This is a genomic window from Cupriavidus sp. GW822-FHT02D05 (assembly GCF_058802485.1).
The window spans coordinates 107,805-124,309 of the sequence record NZ_JBXAOE010000007.1; the positions used below are offsets into that span (position 1 = coordinate 107,805).

At 63.4% G+C, this 16,505-nt stretch carries 14 protein-coding genes and 1 tRNA gene; 10 read left to right on the forward strand and 5 right to left on the reverse strand.

Features of this window, described 5'->3' with window-relative positions; all coding sequences use genetic code 11:
• The first annotated feature begins 177 nt into the window (after nucleotides 1-177).
• The 9 genes from folP (at nucleotide 178) to phoR (ending at nucleotide 9,599) form a co-directional block, all read left to right on the forward strand.
• Nucleotides 178-975 (forward strand): dihydropteroate synthase, encoded by a 798-nt coding sequence (folP, locus tag AC1RQK_RS11385; RefSeq protein ID WP_492373907.1) that lies wholly within the window; start codon nucleotides 178-180, stop codon nucleotides 973-975.
• Between the two features lie 88 nt (nucleotides 976-1,063).
• A complete protein-coding gene (gene glmM / locus AC1RQK_RS11390; RefSeq protein WP_183035037.1) occupies nucleotides 1,064-2,410 on the forward strand; it encodes a phosphoglucosamine mutase in 1,347 nt (448 codons plus the stop codon).
• Between the two features lie 274 nt (nucleotides 2,411-2,684).
• Complete coding sequence (gene pstS / locus AC1RQK_RS11395) at nucleotides 2,685-3,719, forward strand: phosphate ABC transporter substrate-binding protein PstS (RefSeq protein WP_174423343.1); 1,035 nt, start codon at nucleotides 2,685-2,687, stop codon at nucleotides 3,717-3,719.
• A 219-nt stretch (nucleotides 3,720-3,938) separates the two neighbouring features.
• Nucleotides 3,939-4,904 carry a phosphate ABC transporter permease PstC gene (gene pstC / locus AC1RQK_RS11400; protein WP_174423342.1) on the forward strand — a complete coding sequence of 322 codons (966 nt, stop codon included), beginning with the start codon at nucleotides 3,939-3,941 and terminating at the stop codon, nucleotides 4,902-4,904.
• Between the two features lie 11 nt (nucleotides 4,905-4,915).
• Complete coding sequence (gene pstA, locus AC1RQK_RS11405) at nucleotides 4,916-5,806, forward strand: phosphate ABC transporter permease PstA (protein WP_416049100.1); 891 nt, start codon at nucleotides 4,916-4,918, stop codon at nucleotides 5,804-5,806.
• A 53-nt stretch (nucleotides 5,807-5,859) separates the two neighbouring features.
• Complete coding sequence (pstB, locus tag AC1RQK_RS11410) at nucleotides 5,860-6,648, forward strand: phosphate ABC transporter ATP-binding protein PstB (RefSeq protein ID WP_492373893.1); 789 nt, start codon at nucleotides 5,860-5,862, stop codon at nucleotides 6,646-6,648.
• Between the two features lie 55 nt (nucleotides 6,649-6,703).
• Entirely contained in the window at nucleotides 6,704-7,408 is a 705-nt protein-coding gene (gene phoU / locus AC1RQK_RS11415; protein ID WP_441636912.1) for a phosphate signaling complex protein PhoU, read from the forward strand.
• 23 nt (nucleotides 7,409-7,431) lie between these two features.
• The gene (phoB, locus tag AC1RQK_RS11420; RefSeq protein WP_043347578.1) at nucleotides 7,432-8,139 is read left to right on the forward strand and encodes a phosphate regulon transcriptional regulator PhoB; all 708 of its coding nucleotides are present in this window, start codon (nucleotides 7,432-7,434) and stop codon (nucleotides 8,137-8,139) included.
• A 116-nt stretch (nucleotides 8,140-8,255) separates the two neighbouring features.
• A complete protein-coding gene (phoR, locus tag AC1RQK_RS11425) occupies nucleotides 8,256-9,599 on the forward strand; it encodes a phosphate regulon sensor histidine kinase PhoR (RefSeq protein WP_492809155.1) in 1,344 nt (447 codons plus the stop codon).
• Between the two features lie 77 nt (nucleotides 9,600-9,676).
• Here phoR and ppk1 read toward each other — a convergent pair whose 3' ends face one another.
• The gene (gene ppk1 / locus AC1RQK_RS11430) at nucleotides 9,677-11,800 is read right to left on the reverse strand and encodes a polyphosphate kinase 1 (protein ID WP_492809156.1); all 2,124 of its coding nucleotides are present in this window, start codon (nucleotides 11,798-11,800) and stop codon (nucleotides 9,677-9,679) included.
• 145 nt (nucleotides 11,801-11,945) lie between these two features.
• Here ppk1 and ppx point away from each other — a divergent pair, with 145 nt between their 5' ends.
• The gene (ppx, locus tag AC1RQK_RS11435) at nucleotides 11,946-13,478 is read left to right on the forward strand and encodes an exopolyphosphatase (RefSeq protein ID WP_043347570.1); all 1,533 of its coding nucleotides are present in this window, start codon (nucleotides 11,946-11,948) and stop codon (nucleotides 13,476-13,478) included.
• Between the two features lie 84 nt (nucleotides 13,479-13,562).
• Here the strand turns inward: ppx and AC1RQK_RS11440 are convergent, their stop codons facing one another.
• The 4 genes from AC1RQK_RS11440 to AC1RQK_RS11455 all read right to left on the reverse strand — a co-directional run bounded on the left by AC1RQK_RS11440 (nucleotide 13,563) and on the right by AC1RQK_RS11455 (nucleotide 16,490).
• Nucleotides 13,563-14,417 carry a GNAT family N-acetyltransferase gene (locus AC1RQK_RS11440; RefSeq protein ID WP_082054896.1) on the reverse strand — a complete coding sequence of 285 codons (855 nt, stop codon included), beginning with the start codon at nucleotides 14,415-14,417 and terminating at the stop codon, nucleotides 13,563-13,565.
• 137 nt (nucleotides 14,418-14,554) lie between these two features.
• A complete protein-coding gene (locus AC1RQK_RS11445) occupies nucleotides 14,555-15,031 on the reverse strand; it encodes a SixA phosphatase family protein (protein WP_150983323.1) in 477 nt (158 codons plus the stop codon).
• 412 nt (nucleotides 15,032-15,443) lie between these two features.
• The gene (gene infA / locus AC1RQK_RS11450) at nucleotides 15,444-15,665 is read right to left on the reverse strand and encodes a translation initiation factor IF-1 (protein ID WP_006157708.1); all 222 of its coding nucleotides are present in this window, start codon (nucleotides 15,663-15,665) and stop codon (nucleotides 15,444-15,446) included.
• A 748-nt stretch (nucleotides 15,666-16,413) separates the two neighbouring features.
• Nucleotides 16,414-16,490: transfer RNA gene (locus tag AC1RQK_RS11455), tRNA-Pro, on the reverse strand.
• Nucleotides 16,491-16,505: the final 15 nt, after the last annotated feature.

The following is a 16,505-nucleotide window of genomic DNA, read 5'->3' on the forward strand; positions in this document are numbered from 1 at the left end:
TCACCAAGCCTGAAGCCGGCGCCTTGTGCGCCGGCTTTTTCATTGCAGGCGCGTACGTCGCGCTGCGGTTTTCCACTTTCCTGGCTTTCGTCCTTTCGTATCTTGCCGTCGATCTCAACCGATTCGAGTTTCCAGTGCGGCCGCTACCGCTTCGCGCGCGACCGCCGTCCGCTGGTGATGGGCATCCTGAACGTCACCCCCGATTCCTTTTCCGATGGCGGCCAGCATGCTGGCCGCGATGCCGCCTTGCGCCATGCCGAGCGCATGATTGCCGAAGGCGTGGACATCATCGATATCGGCGGCGAGTCCAGCCGGCCGGGGTCGGCGGCATTGCCGCTGGATGAGGAGCTGGCGCGTGTGGTGCCGATGGTCGAGGCGCTGCGCGACTGTGGCCGGCCGCTGTCCATCGATACCTACAAGCCGGAAGTCATGCGTGCGGCGCTGGCTGCCGGGGCGGACCTGATCAATGACATCTGGGGCTTTCGCATGCCTGGCGCCGTCGAGGCGGTGAGTGAGGCGCAGGCGGGGCAGGCCGGACTATGCGTGATGCATATGCAGCGCGATCCGCAGACCATGCAGGAGCAACCCCAGTACGAGGATGTGGTGCAAGAGGTGGCTGGTTTCCTGCGCGAGCGGGTGGGCGCGCTGCGCGCCGCCGGCGTGGCTGAAAGCCGCATCACGCTCGATCCGGGCTTTGGCTTTGGCAAGGCGCCGGATCATAATCTGCGGCTGCTGGGCCAGTTGCCGCAACTGGCGGTGGATGGCCTGCCCTTGCTGGTTGGCCTGTCGCGCAAGTCGACGCTCGGCGCGATCCTGGGCGGGCGGCCGCCGCAGCAGCGGATCGCCGCCAGCCTGGCAGCGGCGGTATGCGCCGCGGAACGGGGTGCGTATATCGTGCGTGTGCACGATGTGGAACAAACTGTGGATGCCCTCAAGATCTGGTGGGCCATCCGTCATGAAACTATTGCCTGTTAACATTTGTTTTGATTGCGGGCATCCAGCATTGCGCGCTTAGCCTTTAGCATTCGGCATCCGCAACATCGAACAACGGGAGAATGATCATATGACACGCAAGTATTTCGGCACGGATGGGATTCGTGGCAGGGTTGGCGAGGCGCCGATCACGCCCGACTTCGTGATGCGCCTGGGCTATGCGGCGGGCATGGTGCTCGCCCATGGCGCGAAGCAGCAAGATCAGGCGCGTCCGACCGTCCTGATCGGCAAGGACACGCGCATTTCCGGCTATATGCTGGAGGCTGCGCTAGAGGCCGGCTTTACCTCGGCAGGCGTCAACGTGCTGCTGACCGGGCCGCTGCCGACGCCGGGCGTGGCCTATCTCACGCGTGCGCTGCGCTTGTCGGCAGGCGTGGTGATCTCCGCCAGCCACAACCCGTACTACGACAACGGCATCAAGTTCTTCTCCGCCGATGGCGACAAGCTGCCGGACGCCGTGGAAATGGCGATCGAGCAAGCGCTGGAAGAGCCGATGGTCTGCGTGCGCTCGGACGATCTCGGCCGCGCGCGCCGCATCGAGGACGCCGCGGGCCGCTACATCGAATTCTGCAAGAGCACGTTCCCCTACGAGCAGGACCTGCACAAGCTCAAGCTGGTGGTGGACTGTGCGCATGGCGCCGCTTACCACATTGCTCCGCACGTCTTCCATGAGCTTGGCGCTGACGTGATCTCGATCGGCAACCAGCCGGATGGCCGCAACATCAACGCCGGCTACGGCGCGACGGCCCCGGAAAAACTGATCGAAGCGGTCAAGGCCAATGGCGCTGATCTCGGCTTGGCCTTCGACGGCGACGCGGACCGCCTGCAGGTGGTGGACCGCGATGGACGCCTGTTCAACGGGGATGAACTGCTGTACCTGATCGTCCAGGACCGCCTGCAGGCGGGCCAGGCCGTGGAGGGCGCGGTGGGCACGCTGATGACCAATATGGCGGTGGAGCTCGCGCTCAAGCGCCAGGGCGTGGAGTTCGTGCGCGCCAAGGTGGGCGATCGCTATGTGCTGGAAGAGCTGAACAAGCGCAAGTGGACGCTGGGCGGCGAGGGCTCGGGTCATCTGCTCTGCCTGGACCGCCACACCACCGGCGACGGCATTGTCTCCGCGCTGCAGGTGCTGGCCGCGTTGCGCCGTAGCGGCAAGACCCTGTCGCAATTGCTGGAAGGTGTTTCGCTGTTCCCGCAAACGCTGATCAATGTGCGCGTCGAAAAGGGCTTTGATTGGCAGTCCCACGCGGGCCTGAGCGCGGCGCGTGCCGTGATCGAGCCGCAACTCGAGGGCCGGGGCCGGGTATTGATCCGAGCATCGGGGACCGAGCCGGTGGTGCGCGTGATGGTCGAAGCGGAGAAGGTCGAGACCGCGGAGCAGGCAGCGCAGACGCTGGCGGACGCCTTGCGGGCCTGAAACCGCGTCATCGCCGCCAGTTGTTGCCAAAACGCCGGGCTTTTCGCCCGGCGTTATTTTTTGTTGGAAGGCAATTAGCCGCAAGTTTTAGGCTTGTCTGCCGCGGGATGCGGGCCGGGGAGGGCGTTGCCGACGAGTGGATCAATGTGATGTGGGAGGCTGCTTCCGCTGACTTTGAAGAAGATCTCGTGATGTCATTGAATTGTCATAGTCGGAGCTTAAAGTTCGACTTGTCAAAAAATTGTCATTCCCCAACCATGTCTCTGGAGGACATATGAAGCTGGTCAAGACTGCCGTTGCAGGCATTGTGTCGTTGGTGGTAGCGGGCACTGCGTTCGCGGCGGAAATTACCGGTGCTGGCGCTTCTTTCCCGGCGCCCGTGTATTCCAAGTGGGCCGATGCATACCAAAAGGCAACGGGTAACAAGGTCAACTATCAATCCATCGGCTCGTCTGGCGGCATCAAGCAGATCGGCGCCAAGACTGTCGACTTCGGTGCTTCCGACGCGCCCCTGAAGGATGAAGAACTGGCCAAGCAAGGCTTGGTGCAGTTTCCCACAGTGATCGGCGGCGTGGTGCCGGTGATCAACCTGCAAGGCATCAAGCCGGGCGAACTGACCATCACCGGCGACGTGCTGGCGAACATCTACCTGGGCAAGATCAAGAAGTGGGACGATCCCGCCATCAAGGCACTGAACCCGCACGCCAAGCTGCCGAGCCAGGACATCCTGCCGGTGCGCCGCGCTGATGGTTCGGGCACCACCTTCATCTTCACCAACTATCTGTCCAAGGTCAGCACCGACTGGAAGAGCTCGGTGGGCGAGGGCACCACGGTCAACTGGCCGGGCGGTGGCACTGGCGGCAAGGGTAACGAAGGCGTGGCCGCTTTCGTGCAACGCCTGAACGGCGCCATCGGCTACGTTGAGTACGCCTACGCCAAGCAGAACAAGATGACCCACCTGAACATGAAGAACGCTGCCGGTGCAGTGGTTCAGCCTGGTGACGACGGCTTCAAGGCAGCGGCAGCAGGCGCCGACTGGAGCAAGACCTACTATCAGATCCTGACCAACGAACCGGGCAAGACGGCATGGCCGATCGCCGGCGCGACCTTCATCCTGGTGCACAAGAACCAGGAAAAGGCAGCGCAGGGCGCCGAAGTGCTGAAGTTCTTCGACTGGGCGTACAAGAGCGGTGGCAACATGGCCAGCGAACTTGACTACGTACCGCTGCCGGACGCCGTGGTGAACCAGATCCGCGCGACCTGGAAGAACTCGGTCAAGGACGGCTCGGGCAAGGCGTTGTACAACTGATCGGCGGGCCGCCACGGCAGCCGCGCCGTGCCGGTCCGGCGCCCCAAGGGCGCCGGACCGGCAGCATTGAAGACAGCAAGGCAGTAGAAGCAGCAGTAGAAGCAGCGCAGCAAACGCGGCAACCCGCGCGGGCAAGCGCGACGCAATGCAAGGGCCTATTGGCCCGAGCGGTCGGCGCGGCCAGCCAGCCGCCTATTAAACGAACTCCAATACCACATCATGGCGACTACATCCGATCTATCCGCAGTACGGCCGCCTAGCCGTACCGGTGACATCCTGTTTGGTGGCCTGACGCGCGGCGCCGCCATCGTGACCTTGCTGCTGCTTGGCGGCATCATCGTGTCGCTTGCAATCAGCGCCTGGCCTTCGATCGAGGCCTTCGGCCTGCGCTTCCTGTGGACCGCAGAGTGGGATCCACCCGCGGACGTCTATGGCGCGCTGGTGCCGATCTACGGCACCATCGTCACCTCCCTGATCGCCCTGATCATCGCGGTGCCCATCAGCTTTGGCATCGCGCTGTTCCTGACCGAGCTGTCGCCGGCCTGGCTGCGCCGCCCGCTCGGCACCGCCATCGAATTGCTGGCTGCCGTACCCTCGATCGTCTACGGCATGTGGGGCCTGCTGGTCTTCTCGCCGATCTTCGGCGAGTACTTCCAGAAGCCGCTGGCCGCCACCGTGGGCCAGGTGCCGCTGATCGGCAAGCTGTTCCAGGGTGCGCCCCTGGGCATCGGCCTGCTGTGCGCCGGCGTGATCCTGGCGATCATGATCATTCCCTACATCGCGTCTGTGATGCGCGATGTGTTCGAAGTTACCCCGGTTTTGCTCAAGGAATCGGCCTATGGCATCGGCTGCACCACGTGGGAAGTGATGTGGCGTGTGGTGCTGCCCTTCACCCGTGCCGGCGTGATCGGCGGCGTGATGCTGGGCCTGGGCCGCGCGCTGGGCGAGACCATGGCGGTCACCTTCGTGATCGGCAATACCAACCTGCTGGACAACGCCTCGCTGTTCTCGCCGGGCAACAGCATCACCTCGGCACTGGCCAATGAGTTCGCCGAAGCCGGCGCCGGCCTGCATACCGCCGCGCTGATGGAGCTTGGCCTGATCCTGTTCTTTATCACGTTCGTGGTCCTGGCGCTGTCCAAGATCCTGTTGCTCCGCCTGGCCAAGAACGAGGGTGCAAAATGAGCCAAGCCGCCATGTCTTCCTCTTCCTCTACGTCGATTCCGGCAGTCAGTCCGGATGCGGATGCCACGCGCACGCGTCTGCAGGCACGGCGCCGCCGCACCAACTTCTATGCCCTGACGGCGTCGCTGGGCGCCATGGGGTTCGGTCTGTTCTGGCTGGCCTGGATCCTGTGGACCACCATTTCGCTGGGAGTGGGCGGCCTGTCGATGGATCTGTTCACGCAGATGACGCCGGCGCCGAATACCGCTGGCGGCGGCCTGGCCAATGCGATCTACGGCAGCTTCGTGATGGTGGGCCTCGCCACGCTGTGCGGAACGCCCTTGGGCATCCTGGCCGGCATCTACCTGGCCGAATACGGCAAGACGTCGCCGTTGGCCAGTTTTATCCGCTTTATCAATGACATCCTGCTGTCGGCGCCGTCGATCGTGATCGGCCTGTTCGTCTACGCGCTGGTGGTGACCCGCATGGGCCATTTTTCCGCCTGGGCCGGCATCTGCGCGCTGGCGTTGCTGCAGATTCCGATCGTGGTGCGCACGACCGAGAACATGCTGAACCTGGTCCCGAATGCGCTGCGCGAGGCCGCCTTCGCGCTCGGCACGCCCAAGTGGAAGATGGTGCTGTCGATCACGGTGAAGTCGTCATATGCAGGCATCGTCACCGGCGTGCTGCTGGCGGTTGCGCGTATCGCCGGCGAGACCGCGCCGCTGCTGTTCACGGCCTTGTCCAACCAGTTCTGGACCAGCGACCTGAACAAGCCGATGGCGAACCTGCCGGTGACCATCTTCCGCTTCGCCATGAGCCCGTTCGTCGAGTGGCAGCAACTGGCCTGGGCCGGCGTGTTCCTGATTACCGTTGGTGTGCTGGCGCTCAATATCCTGGCACGCATGCTGTTCAAGAAATGACCGGCAGCGCGATAGCCGCACGGCCTACCCCAAATTCTTTGCGAGAGACGAGCATGACCTCGACCGTCATCGACATTCCCGACACGACCCGCGCCAAGATCGATGTGCGCGACCTGAACTTCTACTACGGCCAGTTCCATGCGTTGAAGAACGTCAATATGTCGATCCCCGAGCGCAAGGTGACGGCCTTTATCGGCCCGTCCGGCTGCGGCAAGTCGACCCTGTTGCGTACCTTCAACAAGATGTACGCGCTCTATCCGGAGCAGCGTGCCGAGGGCGAGATCAACATGGATGGCGAGAACCTGCTGACCGCCAAGAAAGACATCGCTCTGCTGCGCGCCAAGGTTGGCATGGTGTTCCAGAAGCCCACGCCGTTCCCCATGTCGATCTATGACAATATCGCCTTTGGGGTGCGCCTGTTCGAGAAGCTGTCGCGCTCCGAGATGGACGACCGCGTGGAATGGGCACTGTCCAAGGCGGCGTTGTGGAACGAAGCCAAGGACAAGCTCAACCAGTCGGGCTACGGCCTGTCCGGCGGCCAGCAGCAGCGCCTGTGCATCGCGCGCGGTATTGCCATCCGCCCCGAAGTGCTGTTGCTGGATGAGCCGTGCTCCGCACTTGACCCGATCTCGACCGGCCGCATCGAAGAGCTGATCGCGGAGCTGAAGGACGAGTACACGGTGGTGATCGTGACCCACAATATGCAGCAAGCCGCGCGCTGCTCGGACTACACCGCGTATATGTACCTGGGTGAACTGATCGAGTTCGGCGAGACCGAGAAGATCTTCATCAAGCCGCATCGCAAGGAAACCGAAGACTACATCACCGGCCGTTTCGGCTGATTGAGCGTTACGCACATAACGCATAGCATACGAATAGAGCGGCTAGGAGAGCAACATGTCTGACAAGCATCTGTCGACCCAATTCGACGCCGACCTCAACGCCATCAGCACGAAACTGCTGCAGATGGGCGGTCTGGTCGAGTCGCAGATCGAAAACGCCATGCGGGCGCTTTCGGAGTTCGACGCGGGCCTGGCCGACCAGGTCATCGCGCGCGAGCACCACCTGAATGCCCTGGAGCTCGAGATCGATGCCGATTGCGGCAACATCATCGCGCGCCGGCAGCCGACCGCGCGCGATCTGCGCCTGGTGATGGCGATTTCGAAGACCATCACCAACCTGGAGCGCGCCGGCGACGAAGCGGAGAAGATCGCCAAGCGCACCAAGCACATCATGGAAGACGCAGGCGCCCACCAGATCAATTACTCCGAGGTGAAGCTCTCGGGTGATCTGGCCATCGCGCTGCTGCGCCAGGCACTCGATGCCTTTGCGCGCCTGGACACCGTGGCTGCCGCCCGGATCGTCAAGGACGACAAGGCCATCGACGACGAATTCCGTGCGTTCGTGCGCAAGCTCATCACCTATATGATGGAAGACCCGCGCACGATCTCGGTCGCGCTGGATTTCCTCTTTATCGCCAAGGCGATCGAGCGCATTGGCGACCACGCCAAGAACATCGCTGAATTCATCATCTACATCGTCAAGGGAACCGACGTCCGCCACGCCTCGCGTGAGGACATGGAGCGCGAAGCGCTGAGTTAAGGCGCCACCGCGGAGAAAATTACATGCCAAGCAGCATTCTTGTTGTCGAAGACGAACCCGCGATTGCCGAACTGATCGCGGTTAACCTGCAACACGCGGGACACTATCCGATCCGGGCCTATAACGCCGAGCAGGCGCTGTCACTGATGAGCGACGTGCTGCCCGACCTGGTGCTGCTCGACTGGATGCTCCCGGGCAAGTCGGGAGCCACCTTCGCCAAGGAGCTGCGCAATAACGACCGCACCAAGCAGATTCCTATCATCATGCTTACCGCGCGCAGCGAGGAGCAGGACAAGGTGCTGGGGCTCGAGGCCGGCGCGGATGACTACGTCACCAAGCCGTTCTCGCCCAAGGAACTGCTGGCCCGCATCAAGGCCGTGCTGCGCCGCCGCGCCCCCCAACTGACCGACGACGTCGTTGCCATCAATGGCCTGCGCCTTGACCCGGCTACGCACCGGGTCACCGGCCAGGATGAATCTGGCCTGATCAAGCTGGACCTGGGTCCTACCGAGTTCCGTTTACTGCACTTTTTGATGACGCATCCGGAGCGCGTTCACAGCCGTTCGCAGTTGCTGGACCAGGTGTGGGGCGATCACGTGTTCGTGGAAGAGCGGACCGTCGACGTGCACATCAAGCGCCTGCGCGCCGCGCTGACTCCTGGTGGCTACAGCAACATGATCGAGACGGTGCGCGGCAGCGGCTACCGCCTGGCTCGCGCGCCCAGCCACTGATGGGCAGGCTTGCCACGTCGTTTCCGGCGTGGCGCCTGTTACAGCTTGCCTGTTTCGTGGCACACTCCACCGCATTCCATGCGGTCTTGCCGCCTGCCTGACCTTCTCACTTCTTCATGAACGTCATCTGGGCCCGTTCGGCGGCCATCCTGATTTTCCTGGCCCTGGCTTCGGCCGGGCTGTACTTCTTCCTTGGCCCCGTGCTTGCGCTGGCCGTGCTGTGCGTCGGGTTGCTGGGGCATCTGCTCTATTACATCTACCAGATCAACCGGCTCTGGAAAGTGCTGGACGCGCCTGCCTACGGCGAGATTCCCAGCGCGCTGGGGCTATGGGGCGAGGTGTATTACCGCCTGCATCGCCTGGTCAAGCGCTGGCGCACCCAGGTGTTGCAGGTCGAGCAGCAACATACTCGTTTTATCCAGGCCATCCAGGCGTCGCCCAATGGCGTTCTGATGCTGGATGATGCCGACCAGATCGAATGGTGCAACGATGTGGCCGAGCAGCATTTTGGCCTCAATGCGCGGCGCGACGTGCGCCAGCGCATCACCCACCTGATCCGGCGGCCGGAATTCGTCCAGTACCTGCACTTGCAGCGTTTCGATGAGCCGCTGGTGATGCGCGACATGGGCGAGCACAAGCGCAGCGTGATCGCCGTGCAGATCCTGCCTTACGGCGAAAGCCGCAAGCTGGTGTTGACACACGACATCACCAAGGTGGAGAACACGGAGGCGATGCGCAGGGATTTCGTCGCCAACGTCTCGCACGAACTGAAGACACCACTGACGGTGCTGACCGGCTTCCTGGAAACGGTGCGCGACCTGCCTGTGTCGGAGCAGGATCGCAACCGCTACCTCGACATGATGCTGGTGCAGTCCATGCGCATGCAGCACCTGGTCGAGGACTTGCTGGTGCTGGCCAAGCTGGAAAGCGACGAGCAGCCGCCGAGCCAGGACCGGATCGACCTGGCCGAGCTGGTTGCGCACCTCGTGCACGACGCCGAGGCGCTGTCCCAGGGCGAGCACCAGATCTCCGCGCAGATCGACCCGGCCGTCATGATCCGCGGTGCGGAACGTGAACTGCTGTCGGCCTTCGGCAACCTGGTTTCCAATGCGGTGCGCTACACGCCGGAGGGCGGGCGCATCAGCATCGCGCTGAACTACGAGAACGAGCACGCCATTTTCTCGGTCACCGATACGGGCCTGGGCATTGCCGCCGACCATATCCCGCGCCTCACCGAGCGTTTCTACCGGGTCGACCGCAGCCGTTCGCGCGATACCGGTGGGACCGGCCTCGGGCTCGCCATTGTCAAGCATGTGCTGTCGCGCCACCATGCCGACCTGCGCATCACCAGCGAAGTGGGGCGCGGCAGCGTGTTCCGCGTGGTCTTCCCTGTCGATCGCAGCGGCTATATGCCTAGCGCCTTGCCGCGGCCGGGAGAGTCGCCGCAGAAGGCGGCCTGAGCAGCGCCTGCTCGCGGCGTGGTGCATGGCACGGCGCACGCGAGGCGCGCCGTGCCGACCTCACCTCACCCTCACCCTCAGGCGCTGCCGAACAGGGCCAGCAGGTCGTTCTGGCTGACGTGCGGCTGCTTGGACTTGGTGTGCTTGCGGATGTAGCTGCCGTCGGGCTGCATGATCCATGCGGAGGCATTGTCGTGCAGATGTACTCGCAGGCTCTCCTTGATGACCCGCGCCTTCAGTACTTTGTCCAGTACCGGGAATGCCACCTCGACGCGACGGAACAGGTTGCGGTCCATCCAGTCCGCGCTGGACAGGTAGACCACCTCCGTGCCGCCGGCCAGGAAGTAATAGACCCGGTGATGCTCGAGGAAGCGCCCGACGATGGAGCGCACCGTGATGTGCTCCGACAGGCCCGGCACCCCTGGGCGCAGCGCGCACACTCCACGGATGATCAGGTCGATCTTCACGCCGGCGCGTGATGCCTTGTACAGCTCGTCGATGATGGATGGTTCCAGCAGCGCATTCATCTTGGCCATGATGCGCGCGGGCTTGCCGGCACGGGCGTTGCGGGCCTCCGCGCGGATATGCTCCACCAGATTGCTCTGCATGGTGAACGGCGACTGCCACAGGTGATTCAGGCGGATGGTGCCCGCGGTGCCCGTTAGCAGCTGGAACACGTGCTGGACGTCCTCGCAGATCTTCTCGTTGGCGGTGAGCAGGCCGAAATCGGTGTATAGCCGCGCGGTGCGCGGATGATAGTTCCCGGTGCCCAGGTGCGCATAGCGGCGCAGCTTGAACTGCTTGCTCTTGGCGCCTTCCAGTTCGCGGCGCACCATCAGCAGCATCTTGGCATGGCACTTGTGGCCAACCACGCCATAGACCACATGCGCGCCGGCGGATTCGAGCCGCTCGGCCCAGTTGATGTTGGTTTCCTCGTCAAAGCGCGCCAGCAGTTCCACCACTACAGTGACTTCCTTGCCATTGCGCGCCGCGGTCATCAGCGCCTCCATCACCGGCGACTCGTTGCCGGTGCGGTAGACGGTCTGCTTGATGGCTACCACGGCAGGGTCGACGGCGGCTTGCTGCAGCAGGTCGAGCACCGAGCTGAAGCTCTCGTAGGGATGGTGCAGCAGCACGTCCTGCTGGCGGATCGCGTCGAACATCGAAGCGCCGGGCGCAAACACCTTGACCGGCGCCGGCACGTGCGGCGGGTATTTGAGGGCGGGGCGGTCGACCAGGTCGGGGATCTGCATCAGCCGCACCAGGTTGACCGGGCCGCTCACGCGGTACACGTCCTGCTCGCCCAGGCCGGATTCGAGCAGCAGGCGGCGCGCCATGGCCGGCGGGGTGTCGGCCGAGATTTCCAGGCGCACGGTGTCGCCGAAGTGGCGGGTCGGCAGCTCGCCTTGCAGTGCCTCGCGCAGGTCCGTGATATCGTCCTCCGACACGAACAGGTCAGAGTTGCGGGTGACGCGGAACTGATAGCAGCCGTTGACCTTGATAGCGGGGAACAGCTCATGCACGAAGGCTTGCATGAAGGACGACAGCAGCACAAATCCGTAGGGATAGCCCGAGAGTTCCTCGGGCATCCTGACTACGCGCGGCAGCGCGCGGGGTGCCTGCACGATGGCCAGGTCGGCCTCCCGGCCGAAGGCATCCTTGCCCGATAACTCAATGACGAAATTCAGGCTCTTGTTAAGCACCCGCGGGAAGGGGTGGGCCGGGTCCAGCGCGATCGGCGTCAGGACCGGGCCGAGCTCGCGCGTGAAGAAGCTGCGCGCCCATTCGCGCTGCGCCTCGTTCCAGGTGGAGGCGAGGTGAAAGAACACCCCTTCTTTTTCCAACAGGGGGAAAATCACGTTTTGCAGCATGTCATACTGCATGGCCACCAGCTTTTGCACGCGCTCCGTGACAATCTGGTATGCCTGCTGCAAGGAAAGGCCGTCGGGCGTGATGCCGGAAGGATTGTCACGCATCTGCTCCTTCAAGCCGGCCATGCGGATCTCGAAGAACTCGTCCAGATTACTTGAAACAATACAGATGAATTTCAGACGTTCGAGCAGCGGCACGCTGGCGTCAGCTGCCTGTGCCATGACTCTCGTATTGAATTCCAGAATGCCCATTTCGCGGTTGAGCAGCGTGCCGGGTGGGCTTGTCGACATAGGCATGACCTTCTTTTGGTAATGCGGCGACTTTTTCATAGAATCATGTCAAATTGATGACAATGTGATTTTGTCACGATGCAGACATGATAAAGACATATTTTCTAAGGTTGGGCGAACCTGACTGCCCGACACCGTTATTGACGCCGCGGCTTGCGGCTTTTACCCACATTCCCCTACCGCGATGAACCAAACCCCTCGCTTGCTGGCTGCCGTCGACATGGGCTCAAACAGCTTCCGCCTGATGATCGGGCGGGTGGATGAGAGCCTGACCGCATCCGGGCCGGCCAGCCAGCTATTCCAGGTCGATGCGCTGCGCGAGCCGGTGCGCCTGGCCGCGGGCCTGACGCCAGACAAGTACCTGGACCAGCCGGCCCGCCGGCGCGGCATCGACGCCCTGCGGCGTTTCGGCGACCGCCTGCGCGATTTCTCCCCTGACCAGGTGCGGGCGGTGGCGACCAATACGCTGCGGGTAGCCAAGAACGCGTCGGAATTCCTGATCGAGGCCGAGCACGCGCTCGGATTCCCGATTGAAGTGATTGCCGGGCGCGAAGAGGCGCGGTTGATCTACCTGGGCGCCTCGCACGATGCGCCGGCCTGTGCCGGCAACCGGCTGGTGGTCGATATCGGTGGCGGCTCGACCGAGTTCATCATCGGCAGCGGCTACACATCCAAGCTGATGGAGAGCCTCTACATCGGCTGTGTCTCGCACAGCCGCCAGTTCTTCCCCAGCGGCAACGTCGATGACTACGCGATGAAGCAGGCGGAACTGGCCGCGCGCAGGGAGATCCAGGTGCTCGTGCGCCAGTACCGGGCGGCCGGCTGGCAGCAGGCGGTGGGTTCGTCGGGTACGGCGCGCGCGCTGGCCGAACTGATCGAGCTCAACGGCATGAACGACAACCCGGCCGAGCACGGCATCACCCGCGAAGGCCTGGAGCGCCTCAAGCGCGCGCTGGTCAAGGCGGAGAACGCCAACCGGGTCAAGCTGGTGGGCCTGAAGGCGGACCGCATCCCCGTGCTGCCAGGTGGCCTGTCGATCATGCTCGGCGTGTTCGCCGAGCTCGACATCGATCGCATGGACGTCACCGACGGCGCGCTGCGCCTGGGTGTGCTGTACGACCTGCTGGGCCGCACGCACCACGAGGACATGCGCACCATCACCGTGGATCAGTTTATGCGCCGCTATGGCGTAGACCGCGCGCAAGCCCAACGCGTGCGCCAGGCCGCGCTGGGTTTGCTGGCGCAGTTTCCCGAGCCGCGCAATGAGCGCCGCGACGACAATCTGGCACTGCTGGGCTGGGCCGGCGGGCTGCATGAGATCGGCATGACCATCTCGCACAGCGGCTACCACAAGCACTCGGCGTACATCGCCACGCACGCCGACATGCCGGGCTTCTCGAAGACCGACCAGGCACGGCTGGCAACGCTGCTGCTCGGGCATGCCGGCAAGCTAGGCAAGCTTTCCGGCAGCGGCAAGTTCCTCGACTGGCGGATGCTCTTCAGCCTGCGCCTGGCGTTCGTGCTGTGCCGGCGCCGTGCTGACGAACCGCTGCCCGAGATCACCGTGGGCCAGCGTTCGGATGCGCTGGACGAAGGTTTCGAGGTGCGCTTGCCCAAGGCCTGGATCGAGGCCAACCCGCTGGTCGAATACAGCCTGGCGCAAGAAGCCGATGAGTGGGAGCGCATCGGCAAGCGCTACAAGGTGGTGTACGCCTAAGCAGAGCGCGGGGGCGGCCAGATGGCGGCCCCCGTTTCGATCGGCGGGCGTGAACCAATGCAGGCGGCGAGCGCCCGCACAGGCTCAGGCGTCGCGGTTCAAGCCAAGGAAGTGGCGCGCATAGCGGGGGTTCATGTCGTTTACGCGCAGCAGCGTGAGGAAGTCCGCCACGTTGAAGTCGGGATCCCACGCCGGCATGCCGCAAATTCGCGCGCCTAGCCGCAGGTAACCCTTGATCAGCGCCGGCGGCTCTACGTCCAGCGTCTGATTGAGCTCGTCGATCGGCAGAGGCAGGCGCGGGAACGCGTGATATTCGATCGGCGCCAGGGCGCGCTCGGCGAAGACCCGGTACAGGCTGGCCGCATAGTGGCCGCCATCGCTCATCGGCACGCTCGCGCATCCGAGCATCGACTCGATGCCCCAGCGCTGCAGGTACTCGCCCAGGCCACCCCACAGCGCCATGATCACGCTGCCCGAGCGGTAGTCGCGGTGCACGCACGAGCGGCCCAGTTCCACCATCTTGGGCTTCAGGTGAGCCAGGCGCACCAAGTCGAATTCCGACTCGGCATAGAGGCAGCCAATACGCTTGGCCTGGTGGGGCGCCATAACGCGGTAGGTGCCGACCACCTTGAGCGTGGCCGTATCGCGCACGATCAGGTGGTCGCAGTAGGCGTCGAACATATCCACGTCGAGTTCAGGCCTCGACGGGTTCAGCCTGGCGCCCATTTCTTCGGCGAAGACCTTGTAGCGCAGGCGCTGCGCTTCTTCTACTTCATCCTGGTGGCGCGCCCACGCCACGCTGAAAGCAGGCTGGTCATGCGCTTGTTCATGTGCTTGTGCAGGTTGCTGGCGATGAAGACGCCTCCGCGCCGAATGGCCTGACAGGCCACTGGGCAGGGAATCGAACAACGGCTGGGTGGGCGTCGGGAGCTCTCGCATCAGTATGTCCTTTCGGTGACGAAACTGTTGCGGTCGAATGTAGAGAGGGCAGGTGACAGTGCCGTGAAGCGGTCGTGACGGTTCAGTGACGGCGGCCCGGAAAGCCGGGCCGCGCCGTTGCGGGGTGCCCAAAAATGCTAGAGAAATTCCGGATTGATGACTGCGCGCAACACGACCTGCGATTCACTTTCGCGCGTGCGCCCCGACAGCCACCAGATGCCGCTCTTGCGCACGCTCCAGTTCATTTCCGAGCCCGCCAGCAGCAGGCTGGCAAGTTGGCCAAGCCAAGGCTGGTGCCCGACCAGCACGGTGTGCTCGGCGCCTTGAGGCCAATCGATCGCAGCCAGCACCGCGCTGACATCGGCGCCCGGGGCAAGCTCGGGCAACACCTCTGCGTTCTCGCGCAGGGCGGCGGCGGTTTCGCGCGTACGCAGGGCCGGGCTGCAGACCACCCGCGTACCGGGAGGCAGATGGCTGCGCAGCCATGCGGCGGAGGCATCCGCCTGCTTATGTCCGCGTTTGGTCAGGGGGCGTTGCAGGTCGGCATTGCGGGAAAAGCCAAGCGCGCCAGACAACTCCTCGGCTTCGGCATGACGCCACAGGATCAGGTTCATGAGAGCGGTGTGCTCAAGCTAAAGGGGAAAAGGGGAAAGGGAAAACGGGAAATGGATGTTTCGAGTATGGCCACGCGCGCAGGTGCGTGCAAGACGGGCAAACACCGGGCGGGAACGCAGCATGGCACTGCCAAATGACACGCACGTGGCGAGCCATACATGGCGGAAGCTGCCGCAGCCTGGGGTGAAGCGATAGGGGGGGGCAATGGCCGACAAGCCACCGGCATCGACCAGCGCTCCAGGCCTGAGGCATCAGGATGGAATAGCCATCATGATTGTTTCAGTGGAGCCGCTAATGCACGATGCGTGCAGGTGGCTATGGCCAGATGTCTCCCAGGGCGGGACCGCCGCGATGCGGTGCCCTGGAATGCGGTCTAGCGCAACGCTCGCCGGGGGCGAGTGTGGAAGAAGATCAGACTTTGTGGCGGAAGTTGATGCGGCCCTTGGTCAGATCGTAGGGCGACATTTCCAGCGTCACGCGGTCACCAGCCAGAATGCGGATGCGGTGCTTCTGCATCTTGCCCGAGGCATAGGCCCAGATTTCCACGCCGTTTTCCAGCGTCACGCGGTAACGATTGTCCGGCAGGGCTTCCGAGACAACACCGCCAAATTCGATAAGTTCTTCCTTAGCCAATCTTCTTCCTTTACGGCAGCCTTGGGCTGCATGAATTTAGGTAAATCCGGTGAGGCGAGCGCTGGCATGCCTGCATGCTCGCGAGGTCCGGGTGCCAGCAGTGACAAGCGCCGGCTTGCTTGGTTGCGCCTTGAAGTTGCGGGAGGCAAGCTGACCCGGACCGGCACGGCAAAAAAGCGCGTGCAAAAAAGTCCACGTTAGGGAATCGCCGGGGGGCGCGTCAGTGCCCGGCAGATTGCCTTGCCGGTTGCGGTCGCAAGCTAATGCGGCCGTGCTACCGTGATAGGCGCGGGGGCAATGAAGCGGGCAAGATGTTCCCGGTGGCTTGCCGAACTGCGCTGGATACTGCGCTGCAGTGTGATGGCTGCATTCCTCGGCAAGGGCGCCCGGTTACAGGGCATGCTGCATAAACCCCGGGCTAACGCGCGATTATATCATGGGTGTGCAGTCCAGGCGTGGCGCGCGCATGGCCGCCTTACCCGGATATGGCCGCGAAAACAAGAGAAAAAGCCCGCCGCCGGGTGGGTTGCGGGCTTAAAAGTGGTGCGGGCGGTTCGCAGACCCGCCCGCTGCCAGTGTCTGTGTTTCAAGCGCGCAGGGGATCCCATATTCATGGCATTGCCATTGGGTGCTGCGGTGCAGTGAGGTGGGTGCCCGGCGCAGCGGCCGGCACTGGCCCGGACAAAATCAGGCGACAAAAAAAGGCTTAGACCTTACGGTCTAAGCCTTTGATCTTATTGCTAAATACTGGTCGGGGCGACATGATTCGAACATGCGACCCTCTGATCCCAAATCAGATGCGCTACCAGGCTGCGCTACGCCCCGAAGCCGTGGATTGTA

Excerpts from the sequence above, each read along its gene's own strand:
- folP (WP_492373907.1), top strand. The coding sequence starts at position 178 with ATGGGCATCCTGAACGTCACCCCCGATTCCTTTTCCGATGGCGGCCAG.
- glmM (WP_183035037.1), top strand. The coding sequence starts at position 1,064 with ATGACACGCAAGTATTTCGGCACGGATGGGATTCGTGGCAGGGTTGGC.
- pstS (WP_174423343.1), top strand. The coding sequence starts at position 2,685 with ATGAAGCTGGTCAAGACTGCCGTTGCAGGCATTGTGTCGTTGGTGGTA.
- pstC (WP_174423342.1), top strand. The coding sequence starts at position 3,939 with ATGGCGACTACATCCGATCTATCCGCAGTACGGCCGCCTAGCCGTACC.
- pstA (WP_416049100.1), top strand. The coding sequence starts at position 4,916 with ATGTCTTCCTCTTCCTCTACGTCGATTCCGGCAGTCAGTCCGGATGCG.
- pstB (WP_492373893.1), top strand. The coding sequence starts at position 5,860 with ATGACCTCGACCGTCATCGACATTCCCGACACGACCCGCGCCAAGATC.
- phoU (WP_441636912.1), top strand. The coding sequence starts at position 6,704 with ATGTCTGACAAGCATCTGTCGACCCAATTCGACGCCGACCTCAACGCC.
- phoB (WP_043347578.1), top strand. The coding sequence starts at position 7,432 with ATGCCAAGCAGCATTCTTGTTGTCGAAGACGAACCCGCGATTGCCGAA.
- phoR (WP_492809155.1), top strand. The coding sequence starts at position 8,256 with ATGAACGTCATCTGGGCCCGTTCGGCGGCCATCCTGATTTTCCTGGCC.
- ppk1 (WP_492809156.1), bottom strand. The coding sequence starts at position 11,800 with ATGAAAAAGTCGCCGCATTACCAAAAGAAGGTCATGCCTATGTCGACA.
- ppx (WP_043347570.1), top strand. The coding sequence starts at position 11,946 with ATGAACCAAACCCCTCGCTTGCTGGCTGCCGTCGACATGGGCTCAAAC.
- AC1RQK_RS11440 (WP_082054896.1), bottom strand. The coding sequence starts at position 14,417 with ATGCGAGAGCTCCCGACGCCCACCCAGCCGTTGTTCGATTCCCTGCCC.
- AC1RQK_RS11445 (WP_150983323.1), bottom strand. The coding sequence starts at position 15,031 with ATGAACCTGATCCTGTGGCGTCATGCCGAAGCCGAGGAGTTGTCTGGC.